The organism is Aeromonas sp. LsrichE-8G, from assembly GCF_022869435.1.
In the GTDB taxonomy this organism is placed as follows: Bacteria; Pseudomonadota; Gammaproteobacteria; order Enterobacterales; family Aeromonadaceae; genus Aeromonas; species Aeromonas caviae.
In genome coordinates, this window is sequence record NZ_JALIHH010000006.1 from 37,296 (window position 1) to 55,832 (window position 18,537).

General features: G+C 61.4%; 20 protein-coding genes and 1 riboswitch. Of the genes, 11 read left to right on the forward strand and 9 right to left on the reverse strand.

Annotated elements, in window-relative coordinates; translation table 11 throughout:
* Positions 1-65 precede the first annotated feature (65 nt).
* A complete protein-coding gene (locus MUW49_RS01330; protein ID WP_244812339.1) occupies positions 66-1,052 on the reverse strand; it encodes a sodium:calcium antiporter in 987 nt (328 codons plus the stop codon).
* Between the two features lie 89 nt (positions 1,053-1,141).
* Positions 1,142-1,248, reverse strand: a riboswitch (yybP-ykoY riboswitch).
* A 195-nt stretch (positions 1,249-1,443) separates the two neighbouring features.
* Here MUW49_RS01330 and MUW49_RS01335 point away from each other — a divergent pair.
* Positions 1,444-2,031, forward strand: coding sequence for a superinfection exclusion B family protein (locus MUW49_RS01335; protein WP_010635988.1), 588 nt, complete (start codon positions 1,444-1,446; stop codon positions 2,029-2,031).
* A gap of 60 nt (positions 2,032-2,091) precedes the next feature.
* Here the strand turns inward: MUW49_RS01335 and MUW49_RS01340 are convergent, their stop codons facing one another.
* The 3 genes from MUW49_RS01340 to MUW49_RS01350 all read right to left on the reverse strand — a co-directional run bounded on the left by MUW49_RS01340 (position 2,092) and on the right by MUW49_RS01350 (position 3,619).
* Positions 2,092-2,550, reverse strand: a complete 459-nt coding sequence (locus MUW49_RS01340; protein WP_199767268.1) for a methylglyoxal synthase — start codon at positions 2,548-2,550, stop codon at positions 2,092-2,094.
* Positions 2,551-2,800: 250 nt separating this feature from the next.
* The gene (bfr, locus tag MUW49_RS01345; protein WP_010675778.1) at positions 2,801-3,280 is read right to left on the reverse strand and encodes a bacterioferritin; all 480 of its coding nucleotides are present in this window, start codon (positions 3,278-3,280) and stop codon (positions 2,801-2,803) included.
* A gap of 132 nt (positions 3,281-3,412) precedes the next feature.
* Complete coding sequence (locus tag MUW49_RS01350; RefSeq protein WP_010675777.1) at positions 3,413-3,619, reverse strand: bacterioferritin-associated ferredoxin; 207 nt, start codon at positions 3,617-3,619, stop codon at positions 3,413-3,415.
* 138 nt (positions 3,620-3,757) lie between these two features.
* Between MUW49_RS01350 and MUW49_RS01355 the strand changes: the two genes are divergently transcribed.
* The 6 genes from MUW49_RS01355 to MUW49_RS01380 all read left to right on the forward strand — a co-directional run bounded on the left by MUW49_RS01355 (position 3,758) and on the right by MUW49_RS01380 (position 10,695).
* Complete coding sequence (locus MUW49_RS01355; RefSeq protein WP_041211748.1) at positions 3,758-4,072, forward strand: HlyU family transcriptional regulator; 315 nt, start codon at positions 3,758-3,760, stop codon at positions 4,070-4,072.
* A complete protein-coding gene (locus MUW49_RS01360) occupies positions 4,069-6,141 on the forward strand; it encodes a GNAT family N-acetyltransferase (RefSeq protein ID WP_244812340.1) in 2,073 nt (690 codons plus the stop codon). The genes MUW49_RS01355 and MUW49_RS01360 overlap by 4 nt, the downstream gene beginning before the upstream one ends.
* A gap of 367 nt (positions 6,142-6,508) precedes the next feature.
* Positions 6,509-7,639: a cytochrome c oxidase subunit II gene (gene coxB, locus MUW49_RS01365; RefSeq protein ID WP_233720920.1), complete on the forward strand. Its 1,131-nt coding sequence runs from the start codon at positions 6,509-6,511 to the stop codon at positions 7,637-7,639.
* Positions 7,640-7,648: 9 nt separating this feature from the next.
* Positions 7,649-9,247: a cytochrome c oxidase subunit I gene (gene ctaD, locus MUW49_RS01370; protein WP_201871841.1), complete on the forward strand. Its 1,599-nt coding sequence runs from the start codon at positions 7,649-7,651 to the stop codon at positions 9,245-9,247.
* Positions 9,248-9,256: 9 nt separating this feature from the next.
* On the forward strand, positions 9,257-9,811 hold the full coding sequence (locus tag MUW49_RS01375; RefSeq protein ID WP_045522117.1) for a cytochrome c oxidase assembly protein: 555 nt from the start codon (positions 9,257-9,259) through the stop codon (positions 9,809-9,811).
* 2 nt (positions 9,812-9,813) lie between these two features.
* Complete coding sequence (locus MUW49_RS01380) at positions 9,814-10,695, forward strand: cytochrome c oxidase subunit 3 (protein WP_103243765.1); 882 nt, start codon at positions 9,814-9,816, stop codon at positions 10,693-10,695.
* 8 nt (positions 10,696-10,703) lie between these two features.
* Here MUW49_RS01380 and MUW49_RS01385 read toward each other — a convergent pair whose 3' ends face one another.
* Complete coding sequence (locus tag MUW49_RS01385; RefSeq protein WP_244812341.1) at positions 10,704-10,910, reverse strand: DUF2909 family protein; 207 nt, start codon at positions 10,908-10,910, stop codon at positions 10,704-10,706.
* 18 nt (positions 10,911-10,928) lie between these two features.
* On the opposite strand from MUW49_RS01385, the gene MUW49_RS01390 reads away from it, so the two are divergent.
* Genes MUW49_RS01390 through cyoE form a run of 4 tightly spaced genes read left to right on the forward strand, consistent with a single transcriptional unit; the run spans position 10,929 to position 14,105 of the window.
* Positions 10,929-11,654 carry an SURF1 family protein gene (locus tag MUW49_RS01390; protein WP_233720918.1) on the forward strand — a complete coding sequence of 242 codons (726 nt, stop codon included), beginning with the start codon at positions 10,929-10,931 and terminating at the stop codon, positions 11,652-11,654.
* Complete coding sequence (locus MUW49_RS01395) at positions 11,651-12,133, forward strand: hypothetical protein (protein ID WP_103243762.1); 483 nt, start codon at positions 11,651-11,653, stop codon at positions 12,131-12,133. The genes MUW49_RS01390 and MUW49_RS01395 overlap by 4 nt, the downstream gene beginning before the upstream one ends.
* 59 nt (positions 12,134-12,192) lie before the next feature.
* Positions 12,193-13,203: a COX15/CtaA family protein gene (locus tag MUW49_RS01400; RefSeq protein WP_103243761.1), complete on the forward strand. Its 1,011-nt coding sequence runs from the start codon at positions 12,193-12,195 to the stop codon at positions 13,201-13,203.
* Positions 13,200-14,105 (forward strand): heme o synthase, encoded by a 906-nt coding sequence (gene cyoE / locus MUW49_RS01405; protein ID WP_280520589.1) that lies wholly within the window; start codon positions 13,200-13,202, stop codon positions 14,103-14,105. The genes MUW49_RS01400 and cyoE overlap by 4 nt, the downstream gene beginning before the upstream one ends.
* Positions 14,106-14,231: 126 nt before the next feature.
* On the opposite strand, the gene MUW49_RS01410 is transcribed toward cyoE, so the two are convergent.
* Genes MUW49_RS01410 through MUW49_RS01425 form a run of 4 tightly spaced genes read right to left on the reverse strand, consistent with a single transcriptional unit; the run spans position 14,232 to position 18,493 of the window.
* On the reverse strand, positions 14,232-15,662 hold the full coding sequence (locus MUW49_RS01410; protein ID WP_244812343.1) for a gamma-aminobutyraldehyde dehydrogenase: 1,431 nt from the start codon (positions 15,660-15,662) through the stop codon (positions 14,232-14,234).
* A 29-nt stretch (positions 15,663-15,691) separates the two neighbouring features.
* Positions 15,692-16,507, reverse strand: a complete 816-nt coding sequence (locus tag MUW49_RS01415; protein ID WP_045522104.1) for an ABC transporter permease — start codon at positions 16,505-16,507, stop codon at positions 15,692-15,694.
* A 7-nt stretch (positions 16,508-16,514) separates the two neighbouring features.
* Positions 16,515-17,483, reverse strand: a complete 969-nt coding sequence (locus MUW49_RS01420; RefSeq protein ID WP_202041249.1) for an ABC transporter permease — start codon at positions 17,481-17,483, stop codon at positions 16,515-16,517.
* On the reverse strand, positions 17,480-18,493 hold the full coding sequence (locus MUW49_RS01425; protein WP_244812344.1) for an ABC transporter ATP-binding protein: 1,014 nt from the start codon (positions 18,491-18,493) through the stop codon (positions 17,480-17,482). Before MUW49_RS01425 ends, MUW49_RS01420 begins: the two co-directional genes overlap by 4 nt.
* Positions 18,494-18,537: the final 44 nt, after the last annotated feature.

Below are 18,537 nucleotides of genomic sequence, written 5' to 3' on the forward strand. Positions count from 1 at the left end.
GGGGTAATGACAACAATAAGGGCGGGACAAGGTCCCGCCCTTTTGCATGTGGTGTGGTTGCTGCCTCAGTTCGCCATCAGCCAGCCGCAGAAGCCAAGATAGATCAGCCCCACCCAGGCGAGCCTGCCCGCCGTCATCCGCTCCCGACTGAACCCCCACCACAACAGCACGACCGCCAGCAGCGTCACCAGCGAGGAGACCATCATGGTGCTGTCCAGCAGCCAGGGGGTGAACAACAGGCAGAACGCCTTGGGAATGGTGCCCTGGATCATCATGGCCCCCGAGATGTTTGCCAGTGCCAGCCGGTGCTTGCCCTGCCGCACCCAGATCAGCACGTTAATCAGCTCGGGCATCTCGGTCGCCACCGGGCTCAACAACAGGGCCGCCAGCACCGGCGAGAGGCCAAACAGCTCGCCCATGCTCTCCAGCTGATGAACGAACAGCTGGGCCGCCAGCGCCACCACCACCAGCGCAACCAGGGTTTGCAGCAGCACCTTGCCGAGCGCCGGGATCTCGGCGCCCGGATCCAGCTTGAGGGGCTCTGGCAACGCGACCTCGTGGCTGTCGGTCTGTTTCAGCTCGCGCCGCACATAGACCAGATACACCAGCACGAACAACGGGGCCAGCCAGGTTTTACCGGTGAAGGCCACCATGCCGAGGGCCACCGCCACCAGGAAGATGCCGACGAACCAGGCCTGATCGCGGCCTATCTCGCGCTGCACCTCGCCATCGATGGCCCTGTGCTCACGGCTCATGCACAGCAGCAGGGTCACGCCGACGGCAGCATAGCCTATGGTAGCCAGCACCAGCGGGCCGCCGAGGGCCGCACCTATGCCTATCTGCTGCTGGGCGGGGGCATCCCCCATCAGCAATGCGGTCAGGGTGACGATGCATTCGGGCAGGGCCGTGCCGAGGGCCGCCAGCAGGGAGCCGGTAGCGCTCTGGGAAAACTTGAAGTGGTGGCCGGTCCATTCGATGCCGTTGACGAAATATTCGCAGGCCAGATAGATGGTGACGGCAGAGAGCAGAAATAACAGCAGGGTGATCAGCATGATGAGTAACCGCCAGGCGAGCAGAACAACCAATGGACTCGATACGGCTCGCCCGGCTGGCTTGCATATCGAGGCCAAAGGTCTTGCAGAGCGATGGATGCCATCGCCGCCCATGCCATGGATCTGAGGATCCAAGAATGTTGACATGAGCCCTGCCCGGATCACGGGCGGGTTGCTACTCCCCTATGACAGTGCGGGCTTTTTACCAAGTTGAGTGCCGCCTCACAAGGCAAACTAATGATCATTCGCTCAACAAGTTGTAAGGGAATGTAACCGTGCCCTCCACCGGTTCTGCCGTCCGGACCCACTCCTCTGCCGCTGAACGCTTCGCCTTGGCACACCGTTTGCTATGAGATGACTACTGTCCACACTGATTTGGGAAGGGTGAACGATGAAACGGTGGATCCAACATTTCTATCAACTGAACCGCCTCAACTGGCTGATGGTCTGGCTGCTGCTCTGCTGCAGCATCATCCTGCTGTTTCCGGCCGGTTTGATGAAGGGAGCCGTCAGCCAGTGGGCCGCCACACACGCCGCCTGGCTCGGCGTCGGCATGCTGATCGCCATCTCCTACTTCTGCAGTCAGGGCTTCCTGATCGCCTGGGAGTGGGCCTGCGACGAGTGGCAGTCCCGCCGCCAGCAGGATCAGCTGGCCCAGATGATCTCCTTTCTCGACTTCAACGAGAAGGCAGTGCTGCGCGAGTTCGTGCTGCAGCGCAAAAGCGTCATAAACTTGCCGATCACCGAGCCTGCCGTCAAAAACCTGATGGATGCCGGCGTACTGACCTATGCCTATGGCAAACCGGTGCGCGAGAAAGAGGACGAGAACCAGATCCGCGCCCTGATGATCGCCCTGCCGGCCCGACCGCTGCTCACCTACAAGGTGCTGGGGCTGTCGCGCGGCAAGATGAGCGACGAGCAGGTGGAGCAGATCATGAATGCCAGACCCAAGTTCGCGCAGAAAAGCTTCCAGCGCTGATCTTCGTTCCCGCCAATAAAAAGAGCCGGCCCTGTGGCCGGCTCTGTCGTTTCTGCCCCGTTACTGGGTTCTCGCCTTGAGATAGCCGACGTAGTCCGGGATCTGCACGCTGAACGCCTGGCGCATGTGGGGGCTGTCCATGATGAAATCGGCGGTCGCCTCGTTGGTGGCGACCGGGATGTTCCAGACTGCCGCAAGGCGCAGCAAGGCCTTCACGTCCGGATCGTGGGGCACCGCATTGAGGGGATCCCAGAAGAAGATCAGCACGTCGATCTTGCCCTCGGCGATCAGGGCGCCGAGCTGCTGGTCGCCCCCCATGGGGCCGGAGAAGAGACAGGTGATGGGCAGTTGTGCCTGCTTGCCAAGCATGGTGCCGGTGGTACCGGTGGCGTAGAGGTGGTGGAGCTTGAGCTCCTCCTTGCGCCGCATCACCCAGTTCAGCAGGGGGGTCTTCATGTTGTCGTGAGCCACCAGCGCCACTCGCTTGTGGGCCGCCATCTCACGGGCGATCTGTTCCATGGACATTATCCGTAGCAGTGTTGTTTGAATAGAGCCGTATCCTAATCGAAAGCGGCGCCTGCCGCTGCCCCATGCATCGTAACTGTGATCCCGGAGGCGGTTCAATCCGGCGCCTGCCATCCTGACAGCCTCTGGCCTGCCTTGTCAGCAACCAGGTTGGCTACCCTATCGTTGGGCAAGATCTCTGCCGCTGTCGCCATGAAAAAACCCGCCTGGGCGGGTTGGGATTGTCTCTTGATGTCATCGCGATTCAGGATGACTCGGCATGGAGCTGGGATTGCTGGTAGTTTTCCAGACCGATACGGGCGATGAGATCGAGCTGGGTTTCCAGCCAGTCCACATGCTCCTCTTCATCTTCCAGGATCTCCTGGAACAGGTCGCGGCTGACGTAGTCCTGCACAGACTCGGCATAGGTGATGGCGACTTTCAGGTCGGGGATGGCGTCCATCTCCAGAGACAAGTCACAGCGCAACATCTCTTCCACCGTCTCACCGATGCGCAGCTTGCCCAGATCCTGCAAGTTGGGCAGCCCTTCCAGAAACAGCACCCGCTTGACCAGCTCGTCGGCATGTTTCATCTCATCGATGGATTCGTGATACTCCTTGTGCCCCAGCCCCTTGAGGCCCCAGTCATCATAGATGCGGGCATGCAGGAAGTATTGGTTGATGGCAACCAGCTCATTGGCCAGCACCTTGTTGAGGTGGGCAATGATTTTGGGATCTCCTTTCATCGACATTACTCCTCGTTTTCGAGCCTAGGCAACGATCACTAGAGCTTAGTCCAGAAACATGACCATAACGTGATGGGGGAAAGTCGTCCCCTGGAGGGCAGAAGGAGAGATGAAGATGAGAAGTCGGCGGTTTTACGCCACTTCGTAATAGAGCGGTGCCTGCTCTGACTCCATCTTGTCGATTTCGGTAGCGATGATCTCCATCGCCATGCGCACACATTTACCACATTGGGCACCGACTTCCAGCGACTGTTTCAACTGTCTGAATTCAGTCTTGCCTGCCTGTACCGCCTTGCGGATCTGGTTATCTGTGATGCCGCGGCACAAACACACGTACATAATCTGGACCTCATGCTGGAATGAGATGAAATCTAAATGAGAATGGTTCGTAGTGCAAAGAACGAATGGTAATAAGATCCCGAGCTTGCCAGTGATTCCACCCTTGGGGAGAATGCCTTTATCAGAGAGGATGCGAACATGTTCAAAAAACTATTCAATGCCCTGTTCAAGGGAGAGATCGCCCAGAGCCCCGAGGTTGAGCCCATCGAATACATGGGCTATCTCATCTATCCCGAGCCCATGGCGGAAGGGGGGCAATACAGGCTGGCAGGTCGCATCACCAGGGAGATCGACGGGCAATTACAGACCCATCGCTTCATCCGCTCCGATCTCTTTGCCAACCCGGCGGATGCCGAGCGCTTCATGGTGCAAAAGGCCCATACCTTCATCGACCAGATGGGGGAGCGCATGTTTGAACCCCGTGTGAAGCCAGACGCCAGCCCAGCTCCATGATGTCAGCCGAGCTGCTCGCCTTGCGCCACGCTATCGCTCATGCCGGCGAGCGACGTCTGATCTGGCTGGAAGGGGAGCAGGATGACTGCATCGTTCGTGCCGAATCCTTGCTGTGGGGGGCGGTGTTCTGGCTGGGGCAGGGTCCTGAGCGTCATGCTCCGCAGCCTGCCGCCAAGGCGCTTCAACGGCTCGGTCAGGAGTGCGACACCCTGGTATTCAATGCCTTCAGTGGTTTTCACCCCGATGCATTCGGTGCCTTGGCGGGGACATTGAGGGCTGGGGGGCTCTTGCTTCTGCTGACCCCGCCGCGGGAGGCATGGCCGACCTACCCAGACCCAGATCGTCAGAGGCTGGTCGCCCAGCCAGAGGAGGTTGATCGTGCCGGGCAGGGGTTCATCTCCCGTCTAGTACGGTTGCTGGAAGAAGATCCGGCGCGAGATCTGACGCCTGCCTCTTGTGATATTACCTGGCAGCCTCTCGACGGGGACCGACCGCTGAGCGCGGATCAGGCCCGTGCGCTGCCCGCCATCCACAACGTGTTGCACGGCCATCGCCGCCGCCCCCTGGTGCTGAGCGCCGATCGCGGTCGTGGCAAGAGCGCCGTGCTGGGGCTGGCGAGCGCCGATTTGCTGAGTCGGGATCCGGCCTTGAGGATAGCGGTGACGGCCCCTTCCCACGCCACAGTGGCGACACTTTTTGCCCATGCAGAGCGTGCGCTGGCAGAGATGCCTGAGCGGCTGGCCGGTCTGAGCTATGTGTCCCCTGATCGGGCCTCTCAAGGAGACGTGCTGGCGGATCTGTTGCTGGTGGATGAGGCCGCCGCCATCCCGACCCCGCTGCTGGAGGCCATGCTGGCCCGTCACAGTCGCATTGTCTTCGCTACAACGGAGCACGGCTATGAGGGGACGGGGCGCGGCTTTCATCTGCGCTTCAAGAGGGTACTCGATGAGCAAACCCCGGATTGGCAGGAGCTGCACCTGGTGGAGCCCATTCGCTGGAGCCTGAGCGATCCGCTGGAGCCTCTGATCTTCCGGCTCCTTGGTCTGAATGCCGACATATCGGCACCTCATCCCCCGACATCACCGACCTGGCGCCTGGTCGGACAAGATGAGCTGGCCCGTGATGACGCGCTGCTCAATCGGGTGTTCGGCCTGCTCGTGCTGGCTCACTACCAGACCAGCCCAAGTGATCTGCGGTATTTGCTGGAGGGGCCGGATCTCGACATTCATCTGATGGAGCAGGGACAGGAGTTGCTCGGGGTGGCGCTGGTCTCGCGGGAGGGCAATATACCCCCTGATCTGGCGCATGCGATCTGGGCCGGACGAAGGCGCCCTCGTGGACATCTGCTGCCCCAGTCGCTGCTGGCCCACGCCGGTTTCGTGACGGCGGGGGAGCGCTCTTATGCCAGGGTGATGCGCATCGCCATCCATCCTGCCCTTCATCGTCTCGGGCTGGGGTCTTGGTTGCTGGACAAGCTGGTATCACATTATCGGGTATTAGGGGTCGATTATCTGGGGTCTGCCTTCTCCGCCAGTCCAGATCTGCTGCCATTCTGGCTCAAGGCGGGATTGAAGGTGCTGCGTCTTGGTCTGCAGCGCGATGCGGCCAGCGGCAGTCATGCAGCTTTGCTGCTGATGCCGTTGCAATCGGAATATCACGCCGAGCTGGCGCAATGGCGACAGCGTTTCATGAGCCAGTTGCCGGCCCTGCTGGCGGGTGAACTCAAGAGGCTGGATACCGAACTGGTCTGGCTATCCCTCAGAGGCGGACCTGTCACTCATGTGCCGGATCTGGATGAATTCGAGCATCGGGAACTCGATTGTTTTGCCCACCATCACAAGCCATTCGAATTGTGCCAGGCGACACTGCAACGCTGGCTGCTCCGGCGAGTGATGATGCTGGATGCGTTGAGTCAGGATGAACGACGGTTGCTGATTGCCACCATCTGGCAATATGCGTCCTGGTCCGAGCTGGCTGCCCGACAGGGTGTCGCGGGCAAACCCGCGCTGATAAAAGCATTGCGCTCCCTGCTGGCCAGACTGCTGGCTCAGCAAGCCCCAGCGGGCTGACCCCACCTCTGGCACGGCAGAAAACCACGGAGCCCAGGAGGAACCAATGGCCCCTCCCGGGTTCTGCACATCGATTCGACTCACCATGGCTGAAGCTCTCCCCGTTCAAGGCGCGGCCACCCCGGGACCCGTTTCTCCCTCTTCCCTGCTCGCGTTTTGCCTATTGCCACTGCTCTGATGAGCCTGGTCAGGGCTGTCTGCATTTTGGTTTTTTCTGAATATGGACTAATACTTGAATGTGAAATGAATTTTAATAAATGCATTATTTTCAGATGGTTAGCGTTGGGCGTATTGAATGCAGGCCATCTTCTCCAACGTGCACAGGGAGTGCAATGTGAGAAACGATGCAGCTCAGGCAGGTGCCGGAATGATGATGTGGTTCATCAGCAGCAGCGCCTTTGCCAATGAGATCCGGTTCAACATGACGCGCGGGGCGACCGCCATCAGCCAGCAGGTCTATGACCTGCACATGACGATTTTCTATATCTGTTGCGTCATCGGTCTGCTCGTCTTCGGCATCATGTTCTGGTCCATCGTGCACCATCGAAAATCGCGCGGTGCCAAAGCCGCCCAGTTTCACGAAAGCACCCGCATCGAGTTGCTGTGGACGGCCATCCCCGTGTTGATACTGATCGCGATGGCGGCACCGGCAACCTCGACCCTGTTGAAGATGGAGGATACCTCCAAGGCCGATCTCACCGTCCTCGTCACGGGCTCGCAATGGAAATGGCATTACAAATACCTCGAGTATCCGGTGGCGTTTTATTCCCTGCTGGCGACCAGCAAACAGCAGATCTCCGGTGATGCCCCCAAGGGCGGCAATTATCTGCTGGAGGTGGATAACCCTCTGGTATTGCCGGTCGGCAAGAAGATCCGTTTCCTGATGACCTCGGACGATGTCATTCACTCCTGGTGGGTTCCCGCCTTCGCCGTGAAAAAAGATGCCAATCCTGGCTACATCAACGAGTCCTGGACCCGGATCGACAAGCCGGGCACCTATCGTGGGCAGTGCGCCGAGCTGTGCGGCAAGGATCACGGTTTCATGCCCGTGGTTGTGGTGGCCAAATCCGCAGAGGAGTTCGAGACGTGGATTGCCAGAAAGGGAGACGAGCAGGCAACTGCCAAGGCACAGCAACAGGCGCAGGCAGCGGAGACCATGACGTTGCCACAAGCCATGGCGCAGGGGGAGAAAGTCTATCTGGGCCACTGTGCGGCCTGTCATCAGCCCGCGGGTACCGGATTGCCCGGCATCTTCCCGGCGCTCAATGGCAGCAAGGTGACCACACAGGCGGAACATCGGGCCCAGCATCTGGACATCGTCCTGCATGGCAAGAGCGGCACGGCGATGCAGCCTTTTGGCAAACAGTTGACGGCGCAGGAACTGGCCGCCGTCATCACCTATGAACGCAATGCCTGGGATAACAAGACCGGCGACCTTGTGCAGCCAGCCGAGGTGCAGTCCCTTCTCAACCCGGCCAACCCGGACAAGGACAAGTGAGGCGTCGGCATGAGTGATGGAATCACGGATACCCTGCGCAGCGAACATGCTCACCAGCCGGCGGCCGGTCTGAGGCGCTGGCTCTACACCACCAATCACAAGGACATCGGTACCCTCTATCTGTGCTTTGCCCTCACCATGTTCTTTACCGGTGGCGCCATGGCCATGGTGATCCGGGCAGAACTGTTCCAGCCCGGACTGCAACTGGTGGAACCCCTGTTTTTCAACCAGATGACCACAGTACACGGCCTTATCATGGTCTTTGGTGCCGTCATGCCCGCCTTCACCGGCCTCGCCAACTGGCTGATCCCCATCATGATTGGGGCCCCTGACATGGCGCTGCCCCGCATGAACAACTGGAGCTTCTGGATCCTGCCGTTTGCTTTCCTCATCCTCCTGTCGAGCCTGTTTATGGAGGGAGGCGGCCCCAGTTCTGGCTGGACCTTCTATGCCCCCCTGTCCACCCAGTACAGCGGCAACAGCACGGCCCTGTTTGTCTTTGCCATTCACATCATGGGGATCTCCTCCATCATGGGGGCCATCAACGTCATCGTGACCATCTTCAACCTGCGGGCGCCGGGCATGGGCTGGATGCAGATGCCGCTGTTTGTCTGGACCTGGCTCATCACGGCGTTTCTGCTCATCGCTGTCATGCCGGTGCTGGCGGCTGCGGTGACCATGGTGCTGACGGACAAGTATTTCGGGACCAGTTTCTTCGATGCGGCCGGTGGGGGGGATCCTGTCCTGTTTCAGCACATTTTCTGGTTCTTCGGGCACCCGGAAGTCTACATCATGATATTGCCGGCTTTCGGCATCGTCTCCAGCATCATTCCGACCTTCTCCCGCAAGAAGCTGTTCGGTTATCGCTCCATGGTCTATGCCACCAGCAGCATCGCCTTGCTCTCCTTCATGGTCTGGGCTCACCACATGTTCACCACCGGATTGCCCGTGGTGGCGGAGCTGTTCTTCATGTACACCACCATGCTGATAGCGGTGCCGACAGGGGTAAAAGTGTTCAACTGGCTTGCCACCATGTGGCGTGGTTCTCTGACATTCGAGACCCCCATGCTGTTTGCCATCGCCTTCATCACTCTGTTCACCATTGGCGGTTTCTCCGGGCTGATGCTGGCCATGACACCGGCTGATTTTCAGTATCACGACACCTATTTCGTAGTGGCCCATTTCCACTATGTGCTGGTGACCGGTGCCGTCTTCTCGATCCTGGCCGCTGCCTACTACTGGTTGCCGAAATGGACGGGGCACATGTATGACGAGCGGCTCGGCCAATGGCATTTCTGGTGTTCGCTCGTCTCGGTCAATGTGCTGTTTTTCCCCATGCATTTTGTCGGGCTGGCGGGCATGCCTCGCCGCATTCCCGATTACGCCCTGCAATTTGCCGACTTCAACATGCTGATCAGCCTGGGGGGTTTTGCCTTCGGCCTGTCCCAACTGCTGTTTGTCTGGGGCGTGGTCAAATGCATCAGAGGCGGAGCCAAGGCGAGCGATCGGATATGGGAGGGGGCCGAGGGGCTGGAATGGACGCTCTCTTCTCCCCCTCCCTATCACAGTTTCCAGACTCCGCCGGATATCCGGTCGGAAGAGCGTTAGGGAGGTCATATGACCCAGGTCAGTCATGCCCCCTTGCTCAGAAAACTGGCTCTGGTCGTGCTCGTCATGTTTGGTTTTGCCTTTGCGCTGGTGCCGCTTTATGACGTCTTCTGCCGGATCACCGGCCTCAATGGCAAGACGTCTGATCAAGCGGCCAGTACGGAGCGGGCGGTGATCGACAGCAAGCGGAGCATCCAGATCGAGTTTCTTGCTCATGCGGATACCCGGATGCCGTGGGAGTTCAGCGGTGAGACGGCTCGGCTGTCGGTGCGGCCGGGGGAGGTGAAGATGGTCAACTTTCGGGTGTTCAATCCCACGGAGCGGGCCATGGTGGGTCAGGCGGTCCCGTCGGTCTCTCCCGGTCCCGCCGCAGCCTATCTGAAGAAAGTGGAGTGTTTCTGCTTCAATCGCCAGGAGCTGAGGGCAGGGCAGAGCAAGCTGATGCCGCTCAAGTTCTATATCGATCCGGCACTACCGGACAGTATCAATACCATCACGCTTTCCTACTCGCTCTATGACATCACGGAGTCCGTACCTGCACCGGCACTCGCACAGAGGAAATGACCATGGCCAAGGTGAACCAGACCTATTATGTCCCGGACCAGAGTCGCTGGCCCATCATTGGTGCCATTGCACTGTTTTTCCTGGCGTTGGGGGCGGGACATCTGGTCAATGAAGTGACGAGTGGGCAGACCGGTTTCGGCCGGTATATGATGATGGCCGGTGTCGCCCTGCTGGCATTCATGTTGTTTGGCTGGTTCCGTCACATCATCCGGGAGTCCATGACCGGGCTCTACAGCGCCCAGATGGACAGATCCTTCAGGCAGGGCATGGTCTGGTTCATCTTCTCTGAAGTGATGTTCTTTCTGGCTTTTTTCGGAGTGCTGTTCTATGCACGCCAGCTTGCGGTGCCCTGGCTGGATGGTGCGGGCCACAGGGTGATGACGGGCCAGCTGCTGTGGCCGGATTTCACCGCTCACTGGCCCCTGCTCAAGACGCCCGGCGGGGCCACGACCCAGGCCATGCCCTGGCAGGGGATCCCCCTCATCAATACCTTGATCCTGCTCGGTTCCTCCGTGACCCTGCTGTTTGCACACATGGGTCTGGAAAACGGCAGACGCATGCGGCTCAAGGGGATGTTGCTGGCAACCGTGGTGCTCGGGCTGACATTCCTGTGGTTTCAAGGCTATGAGTATCTGCATGCCTATCGGGATCTCGGGCTGCGGCTGGATTCCGGCATCTATGGCAATACCTTCTTCATTCTGACCGGGTTCCATGGACTGCACGTGCTGCTGGGCACCCTTTTCCTGACCATCATCTGGCTGCGTATCATGCTGAGGGATCATTTCACCCCACAGCGTCATTTCGCTTTCCAGGCTGCGGCCTGGTACTGGCACTTCGTCGATGTGGTCTGGCTCTGTCTGTTCGTCTTTGTCTACCTGCTTTGATGCCGTGCTCAGTAGGGGCGCGGGTTGGGCTCCAGCCAGCCCATCGCGAGAGAGAGCAGCAGCATGATGACCACCAGCAGGGAGAAGAAGAGGCGCCGGCCCAGAGGTACCGACATCTTTTGCGTATTGCCTGCACTGAGCATCAGCCAGAGGGCGTGAAACAGCTGGCCGATGATGAGCAGCAGCATGAGTACCAGCACGACCTTGATCAACATCTTGGGATCCTCCTCGATATGCGCGATTCGGCTGCACGAGACAAGCGACGACCATGGCATCACAGACGCTGGTTCGTCTTGTTGTTCACTCTGGTGGTGACGGCCGGTTTGTGCAAGCTGGCGTTTTGGCAGTGGCAGCGCGGAATGGAAAAAACGGCCTGGCTGGCGCAGATGGCAAAGATGCAGCAGGCCGGGCCAAGGACATTGGCCCAGATCGACTGGCAACACCCGGAGTCACTGGATGGCCAGCCTCTGCAAGGGAAAGCCGAGTGGGTCAGCCCTTATGTCTGGTTGCTGGACAACCAGATCGTCAACGGGGAGGTTGGCTATGACGTGCTCATCCCGGTACGCGCAGAGGGGGGATCCTCACTGTTGCTGGTCAACCTGGGATGGGTGCCCGCGCCATCCGACAGGTCGCAATTACCCAATCCCGCCATCCCCGCCGCAATGACCCTTGAAGGTGTTCTGCGCATGGCTCCCGGCGGCTTCCTGTTGGGACAGAACATAGAACCAGGCCCCTACCCGAACCGGCTGCAATCCATCAGGGTCGAGACCCTGCGACAGGCAATCGGAGCCCCGCTTGCAGACGCCGTGTTCTATCAAAGACGAACCCCATTCCTCTATCACTACCAGCACAATGTCATGCCTCCTGAAAAACACCGGGCCTATGGGGTGCAATGGCTCGGCTTGGCGCTGGTGGTTCTGTCAGGGGGGGTCATGCTGACAAGGAGGTGCTCCCCATGAGTGGATGGCGACGCTGGCGGGTGCCAGCGCTCTTTGCTGCGGTGATCCTGCTGCCTGTGGTGCTGGCGGCTCTGACTCTTCACCAGGGCTGGTATGAACCCGGCACGCACAGCAAGGGGCACTGGCTGCACCAGGAGATCTACCTGTTGCAACCGCTTCCTGCCCATCAGCACCAATGGCGACTGGTCTATCTGGTGGCCCCTCGCTGCGAGGGGCAATGCCGGCAGGTCCCTGTGCTGATGGCGCGCATCCAGGCTGCACTTGGCCGCAACCTGGACAAGCTGGAGCTGGTCCAGTTGACGCCACCTCACGAGGCAAACAGTGAAATGAGGGAGGGGGATATACTGCTGGTGGACGCCTGCGGGCTGGCCATCTTGCGTTACGAGGTACCCGGCAGCACGACGACCTGGCCGTTGCTTGGCAAGGCGGTACTGTCGGATCTGCAGCAACTGCTCAAGTATCAGCGTGGGGTGCAGTGACGATGCAGCCGGCATGGAACTCGCATCTTCTGGCTACTGCACGGTCAGCGAGGCGGCATATGAAGATGCACAAGAGGCTGGCCTCCGTGGCCATTGCGCTGGCAGTTCTTGTCATCGCGCTCGGTGCTTATACCCGGTTGACGGATGCCGGGCTGGCTTGCCCCGATTGGCCTGGTTGCTATGGTTCCCTGGCCATTCCCCGCGCCGAGCATGCGGAACTGGCGGCACAGCGCTATCCGGCCAGCCCGCTTGTTCCTCACAAGGCGCGCAGCGAGATGGTGCATCGCTACTTCGCCGGGGTGCTGGGAGGCGTGATTGTGCTCCTGTCCGGCTTGGGCTGGCGTACAGGCGGCCGACTGCGCCACCTCTCGCTCATCTTGCTGGTGCTGGTTGCGGGTCAGGCGGCACTGGGTATGTGGACGGTGACCCTGGCCCTGCATCCCCTGGTGGTGACCACTCATCTGCTGGGCGGCTTCGCCATCCTGACCTTGCTATGGCTCTATCGGGCCGAATTGGCAGGTTTCCCTTCACCCCCGCCCGTACACCAGGGCGTTTCCTGGCTTGGCAGCATGGCCTGTGGCGTGTTGCTGCTGCAGATCGCGCTGGGGGGCTGGACGTCGGCGAACTATGCGGCCATGGCATGTGTGGAGTTTCCCTTGTGCCAGGGCAACTGGCAGGCAGAGCTGAATTGGGCGCAAGCCTTTCATCTCCCTCTGGGGCACGCCAGCTATGAGTTCGGCGTGCTGGGCAAGGAGGCGCGCCAGACCATTCACATCGCCCATCGCCTGGGAGCGCTGACCACGGCCTTGCTGGTGGGTGCTTTCGCCCTCGCGCTGCTCTGCCAGCGGACCCCCCTGAGAGGGTTTGGCTGGCTGTTGCTGGGTCTGCTGACCGTGCAGATTGCCTTGGGATTGGCGAACGTCCATCTGGCCCTGCCGCTGGCCAACGCCCTTGCACACAATCTGGTGGCCGCCCACCTGCTGGCCTGTTGTGTGCTGGCGCGCGGGAGCCTCTCTTTGCATCATCACGACCCCTTGTCATCCCCTGGGATGGTCAGGAGCCGGACATGAATGGGAGAGGGCGGGCACAGCGCTTCGCCCTCCGCCGGGTGCACGATTATTGTCAGTTGACCAAACCAAAGGTGGTCGCCCTGCTGCTCCTGACCGCCTGGGTGGGCATGCTGCTGGCCGAGCCGACACGCGCCTCTCTGGACGAGATGATACTGGGCCTGTCGGGGATTGGACTGCTCGCTGCCGGGGCGGCAGCCATGAACCATTCTCTGGATAGCGGCATCGATGCCCGGATGCCAAGAACGCGCTGGCGCCCGGTCGCCACGGGACGGATCACGCCGGGGCAGGCGATGAGTTTCGCGATCTGTCTGGCACTGTCGGGGTTTGTTCTGCTCCATTGGGGCGTAAATCCCCTGACTGCCTGGCTAACCCTGGCCAGCCTGTTCGGCTATGCGGTCGTCTATACCCTGCTGCTGAAGCGGGCCACGCCGCAGAATATCGTCATCGGCGGATTGGCGGGAGCCATGCCACCGCTCTTGGGCTGGACCAGCATCACGGGGCAGCTTTCGGCCGAGCCCTGGCTGCTGGTGATGATCATCTTTACCTGGACGCCGCCCCATTTCTGGTCTTTGGCCATCCACCGGCGCGATGACTATGCCGGTGCCGATATTCCCATGCTGCCCGTCACCCACGGCACCGATTTCACCAAGACCGCCATCCTGCTCTATCTGCTGATCCTGACGCTCGTCTGTCTGCTGCCCTATCTGATCGGTATGTCGGGGCTTGTCTACCTGGTCGGCAGCCTTGGGTTGAACCTCGGATTCTGCTGGCATGGTTGGCTGTTGAAGTACGGGGATCGGCCCGGCCAGGCGATGCGCACCTTCCGTTTCTCCATCTATCACCTGATGTTGCTGTTTGGTCTGCTGATTCTGGATCACCACTGGCTGTGGCGGTTGTCATGACGTTGATGCGGGTCGAGGTCGGGTGAATGGTGACGCTGCGTCGGTGCACAGCAGGGATGCACAGACCTGATGCAAAACAAGATGGCCCCTTGGGGCCATCTTGTTTTCAGGGGGACGGAGTGGAGCCTAGAGCTTGACCATGATATGGCGCGGTACCGTGTAGTCCTCCAGCGCACAGAGGGAGAGATCCTTGCCGTAGCCGGACATCTTCATGCCGCCGTGGGGCATCTCGGAGGTGAGCATGAAGTGGGTGTTGATCCAGGTGCAGCCGTACTGCAGGTGGCTGGCTACCTTGCTGGCAAGGCCGAGATCCCGGGTCCAGACCGAGCTGGCGAGGCCGTAGTCCGAGTCGTTGGCCCACTGCACCACCTGCTCGGCGTCGCTGAAGCGGGTCACCGACACCACCGGGCCAAATACCTCCCGGCGCACAATTTCATCCTCCTGACGGGCATGGGCGATCAGGGTCGGTTCGAAGAAGAAGCCGTTGCCGGGGCGGATCTTGCCTCCCGCCGTCACCTCCACGTGACCGCTGCTCTGGGCCCGTTCCACGAAGCTGGCCACCCGGTTGCGCTGCCGGTCCGAGATGAGCGGCCCCATCTCCACCCCCTCCTCGCGCGGACCGCCCACCTTGATGGAGGCGACCGCCTCGGTCATGGCGGCGACGAACTTGTCGTAGATCTTGCCCTGGGCATAGATGCGGCAAGCGGCTGTGCAATCCTGGCCGGCGTTGTAGAAGCCGAAGGTGCGAATGCCGGCCACCACGGCCTCCAAGTCTGCATCGTCAAAGATGATGACCGGCGCCTTGCCACCTAGCTCCAGATGGGTGCGCTTCATGGTGCGGGCGGCGCTCTGCAGGATCTTCTGGCCAGTGGCGATGTCACCGGTGAGGGACACCATGCGCACCAGCGGGTGCTCCACCAGCGGCGCCCCCACGCTCTCGCCCCGGCCGCAGACGATGTTGATGACGCCGCGGGGGAACAGCTCGCTGGCGAGCTCCGCCAGGCGCAGGGCGGTGAGCGGGGTCTGCTCGGAGGGCTTGAGCACCACCGTATTGCCGGCGGCGAGCACCGGGGCCATCTTCCAAGCCGCCATCATCAGCGGATAGTTCCAGGGGGCGATACTGCCCACCACACCGATGGGGTCGCGGCGGATCATGCTGGTGTGCCCCTCGATGTACTCCCCCGCCAGCGGCCCCTGCAGGCAGCGGGCGGCGCCGGCGAAGAAGCGGAAGCAGTCCACTACCGCCGGCAGCTCGTCATTGAACACCGCCAGATAGGGCTTGCCGCAGTTGAGGGATTCGAGGGCCGCAAACTCCTCGGCGTAGCGCTCGATGGCATCGGCCAGGCGCAGCAGCAGGGTACTGCGGCTCGCCGGGGTGGTGCGGCTCCACTGGGCGAAGGCGCGCTGGGCGCCGTTCACCGCCCGGTTCACCTGCTCGAACGAGGCTTCTGGCACGGAGGCTATGAGCTCCCCGGTGGCCGGGTTGAGGATGGGCTCGGCCTGGCCGTCACCGGTGACGAACTGACCGTCGATCAAAAGTTGGGTAGAGAGTTTCATGGTTGCATCCTTGCGCACGCGTTGAGTCGTTATTTGCCGCTGCCGGCAACGTCCTGGCCGTCGCGGGTGAGGTAGTAGGCAAGCAGAATGGGAATGGTGGTGAAGGCCACTATGATGAGCGCCACCACGTTAGTGACCGGCCTGTCCCGTGGCCGGATCAGCTCCTGATACATCCAGATCGGCAGCGTGGTCTGCTGGCCCGCGGTGAAGGTGGTGACGATCACCTCGTCAAAGCTCAGGGCAAACGCCAGCATGCCCCCCGCCAGCAGTGCCGTGGCCAGATTGGGCAGGATCACGTAGCGCAGGGTCTGGAAGCTGTCGGCACCGAGATCCATCGACGCCTCGATGAGGCTCTGGTTGGTGCGGCGAAAGCGCGCCAGGGCATTGTTGTAGACCACCACCACGCAGAAGGTGGCGTGACCGATGACGATGGTCCAGAAGCTGAAAGGGATCTCCATCACCCCGTAGGCGGAGCGCAGCGCGATGCCGGTGACGATGCCGGGCAGGGCGATGGGCAGCACCAGCAACAGCGATACCACCTCCTGGCCGAAGAAGCGGCTGCGGGCGATGGCCCCCGCCGCCAGGGTGCCGAGCACCATGGCGGCCAGCGTCGCCAGCCCCGCTACCTCCAGCGATAGCTGGATGGCGCGCCACACGTCGGGGCGGTTGAGGGTCACCTCGAACCACTTGAGGGTGAGCCCGGGCGGTGGGAACTGATAGCTCTTGCTCTCGCTGGTGAAGGCGTAGAGGAAGATGAACAGGATCGGGAAGTGCAGGAACAAGAGGCCGCCGATGGCCGCGTACTTGAGCAGGCCGGAGGGCTGGCTGCCATGGTCCCGTTTCATGGAAGTATTAGAGCGCATCGAAGGCCCCCAAGCGTTTCGCGATGGTCAGGTAGATGGCGATGATGAGGATCGGCACCAGCGAGAAGGCGGCGGCGAAGGGCAGGTTGCCCGCCGTGCCCTGCTGCATGTAGACCACCTGACCTATGTACATGGTGGAGTTGCCTATGATGCCGGGGATGATGTAGTCCCCCAGCGTCAGGGAGAAGGTGAAGATGGAGCCCGCCACCACGCCGGGCAGGGCCAGCGGCAGGATCAGGGTGCGAAAGGTCTGGGCCGGGGTGGCGCCGAGATCGCCGCTCGCTTCCAGCAGGGAGCGCGGGATCCGCTCCACCGCCGCCTGGATGGGCAGGATCATGAAAGGCAGCCAGACGTAGACGAACACGATGAATGTGCCGATGCGCGAGAACGAGAGCGACGGCCCCCCTATCACCGGCAGCGAGAGGATGGCGTCCAGCAGCCAGTCCAGTCCCAGAGTATCTGCCAGCCAGCTGATGACCCCCTCCTTGGCCAGGATCAGCTTCCAGGCGTAGACCCGTACCAGATAGCTGGACCAGAGCGGCAGCATGATGCCGACGTAGAATAGGGCTCGGGTCTTGCCGCTGGTGTAGCGCGCCATGTAGTAGGCCACCGGAAAGCCGAGCAGGGCGCAGGCCAGGGTCACCAGCAGCGACATGCCGACGGTGCGCAGGATCACGTCCAGGTTCTCAGCCCGCAGCAGGGCGACGAAGTTCTGCAGCCCCAGCTCGTGGCGGATCTGGCCGCTGAACTCGTCCAGTCCGAAGAAGGCGTTGGAGAGCAGCATCAGCAGGGAGCCGACATAGATGATGCCAAGCCACAGCAGCGGCGGCCCGAGCAGGATGGCCAGCAACAAACCCGGCCGCCCGTAGAGCAGGGTGGAGAGGCGCCGCAGCGGCCGATAGGAGAGGGGGGCAGTGGATTGGCTCATGGCAAGGCTCGCACTGTGGGGGGCGCTCATGGTTGAGCTCCCAGAGGGGCGGTGTGCAGGTGATGGATCGCCTGCTCCGGCCAGCTGAGGCTGACCCGGGCGCCACGGGGCAGGCGGGTCTGGCCCTCGTTGGGGTGGTTGACGATAAGCTCGAGCTGCTCGCCGAGATCGACCCGGTAGCGCACGAAGGGGCCGAGATACTCCACTTCGCGCACCTCCCCGGACCAGCCCGGTGTGCCGGCCTCGGCGAGGCGGATCCGCTCCGGGCGCACCATCATCTGGCGAGCATCGCCGCACAGACGGCGGGCCTGCTCCCCCTCGAACAGGTTGACGGTGCCGACGAAGCGGGCGACGAAGGGGGTGGCGGGGGCGTCATAGACAGTATCCGGCGCGGCGATCTGCTCGATCTTGCCCAGATTGAAGATGCAGATGCGGTCGCTCATGGAGAGCGCCTCCTGCTGATCGTGGGTGACGAAGATGAAGGTGATGCCGAGCTGGCGCTGCAAGGCTTTGAGTTCGAGCTGCATCTGCTCGCGCAGCTTGAGGTCGAGGGCCCCCAGCGGCTCGTCCAGCAGCAGGATGCGCGGCTGGTTGATCAGTGCCCGGGCGATGGCGATGCGTTGGCGCTGGCCGCCGGAGAGCTGGCCCGGCTTGCGGTTGCCGACGCCGGGCAGACGCACCAGCTCCAGCATCTCGTCCACCTTGCGGTAACGCTCCGCCTTGGCGACGCCCTTGAGCATCAGGCCATAGCCGATGTTGTCGCGCACATCCATGTTGGGAAACAGGGCGTAGTCCTGAAACACGGTATTGAGGTTGCGATCGTAGGGGGGCACGGTGGAGCAGGGCTCGCCGAACAGCCGGATCTCCCCCTCGCTCGGGTATTCGAAGCCCGCGATCATCCGCAGGCAGGTGGTCTTGCCGGAACCGCTCGGCCCCAGCAGGGTGAAAAATTCTCCGGACGGGATCTGGAAGGAGATGTCGTCGACCGCCTTCACCTCGCCATAGTGGCGGCTGACCCGGTCAAATTGTACGGCATTCATGGGGCGTCCTTGTCTGTGTGGGAAGCGGGCCGGACTCCTGTCCG

Bases quoted from the DNA above. Each gene is read 5' to 3' on its own strand.
- MUW49_RS01395 (WP_103243762.1), top strand. From the start codon at position 11,651: ATGAGTGGATGGCGACGCTGGCGGGTGCCAGCGCTCTTTGCTGCGGTG.
- MUW49_RS01375 (WP_045522117.1), top strand. From the start codon at position 9,257: ATGACCCAGGTCAGTCATGCCCCCTTGCTCAGAAAACTGGCTCTGGTC.
- MUW49_RS01410 (WP_244812343.1), bottom strand. From the start codon at position 15,662: ATGAAACTCTCTACCCAACTTTTGATCGACGGTCAGTTCGTCACCGGT.
- MUW49_RS01420 (WP_202041249.1), bottom strand. From the start codon at position 17,483: ATGAGCGCCCCCCACAGTGCGAGCCTTGCCATGAGCCAATCCACTGCC.
- MUW49_RS01415 (WP_045522104.1), bottom strand. From the start codon at position 16,507: ATGAAACGGGACCATGGCAGCCAGCCCTCCGGCCTGCTCAAGTACGCG.
- MUW49_RS01335 (WP_010635988.1), top strand. From the start codon at position 1,444: ATGAAACGGTGGATCCAACATTTCTATCAACTGAACCGCCTCAACTGG.
- cyoE (WP_280520589.1), top strand. From the start codon at position 13,200: ATGAATGGGAGAGGGCGGGCACAGCGCTTCGCCCTCCGCCGGGTGCAC.
- bfr (WP_010675778.1), bottom strand. From the start codon at position 3,280: ATGAAAGGAGATCCCAAAATCATTGCCCACCTCAACAAGGTGCTGGCC.
- MUW49_RS01350 (WP_010675777.1), bottom strand. From the start codon at position 3,619: ATGTACGTGTGTTTGTGCCGCGGCATCACAGATAACCAGATCCGCAAG.
- MUW49_RS01330 (WP_244812339.1), bottom strand. From the start codon at position 1,052: ATGCTGATCACCCTGCTGTTATTTCTGCTCTCTGCCGTCACCATCTAT.
- MUW49_RS01360 (WP_244812340.1), top strand. From the start codon at position 4,069: ATGATGTCAGCCGAGCTGCTCGCCTTGCGCCACGCTATCGCTCATGCC.
- MUW49_RS01340 (WP_199767268.1), bottom strand. From the start codon at position 2,550: ATGGAACAGATCGCCCGTGAGATGGCGGCCCACAAGCGAGTGGCGCTG.
- coxB (WP_233720920.1), top strand. From the start codon at position 6,509: ATGATGATGTGGTTCATCAGCAGCAGCGCCTTTGCCAATGAGATCCGG.
- MUW49_RS01380 (WP_103243765.1), top strand. From the start codon at position 9,814: ATGGCCAAGGTGAACCAGACCTATTATGTCCCGGACCAGAGTCGCTGG.
- MUW49_RS01425 (WP_244812344.1), bottom strand. From the start codon at position 18,493: ATGAATGCCGTACAATTTGACCGGGTCAGCCGCCACTATGGCGAGGTG.
- MUW49_RS01390 (WP_233720918.1), top strand. From the start codon at position 10,929: ATGCGCGATTCGGCTGCACGAGACAAGCGACGACCATGGCATCACAGA.
- MUW49_RS01355 (WP_041211748.1), top strand. From the start codon at position 3,758: ATGTTCAAAAAACTATTCAATGCCCTGTTCAAGGGAGAGATCGCCCAG.
- MUW49_RS01385 (WP_244812341.1), bottom strand. From the start codon at position 10,910: ATGTTGATCAAGGTCGTGCTGGTACTCATGCTGCTGCTCATCATCGGC.
- ctaD (WP_201871841.1), top strand. From the start codon at position 7,649: ATGAGTGATGGAATCACGGATACCCTGCGCAGCGAACATGCTCACCAG.
- MUW49_RS01400 (WP_103243761.1), top strand. From the start codon at position 12,193: ATGAAGATGCACAAGAGGCTGGCCTCCGTGGCCATTGCGCTGGCAGTT.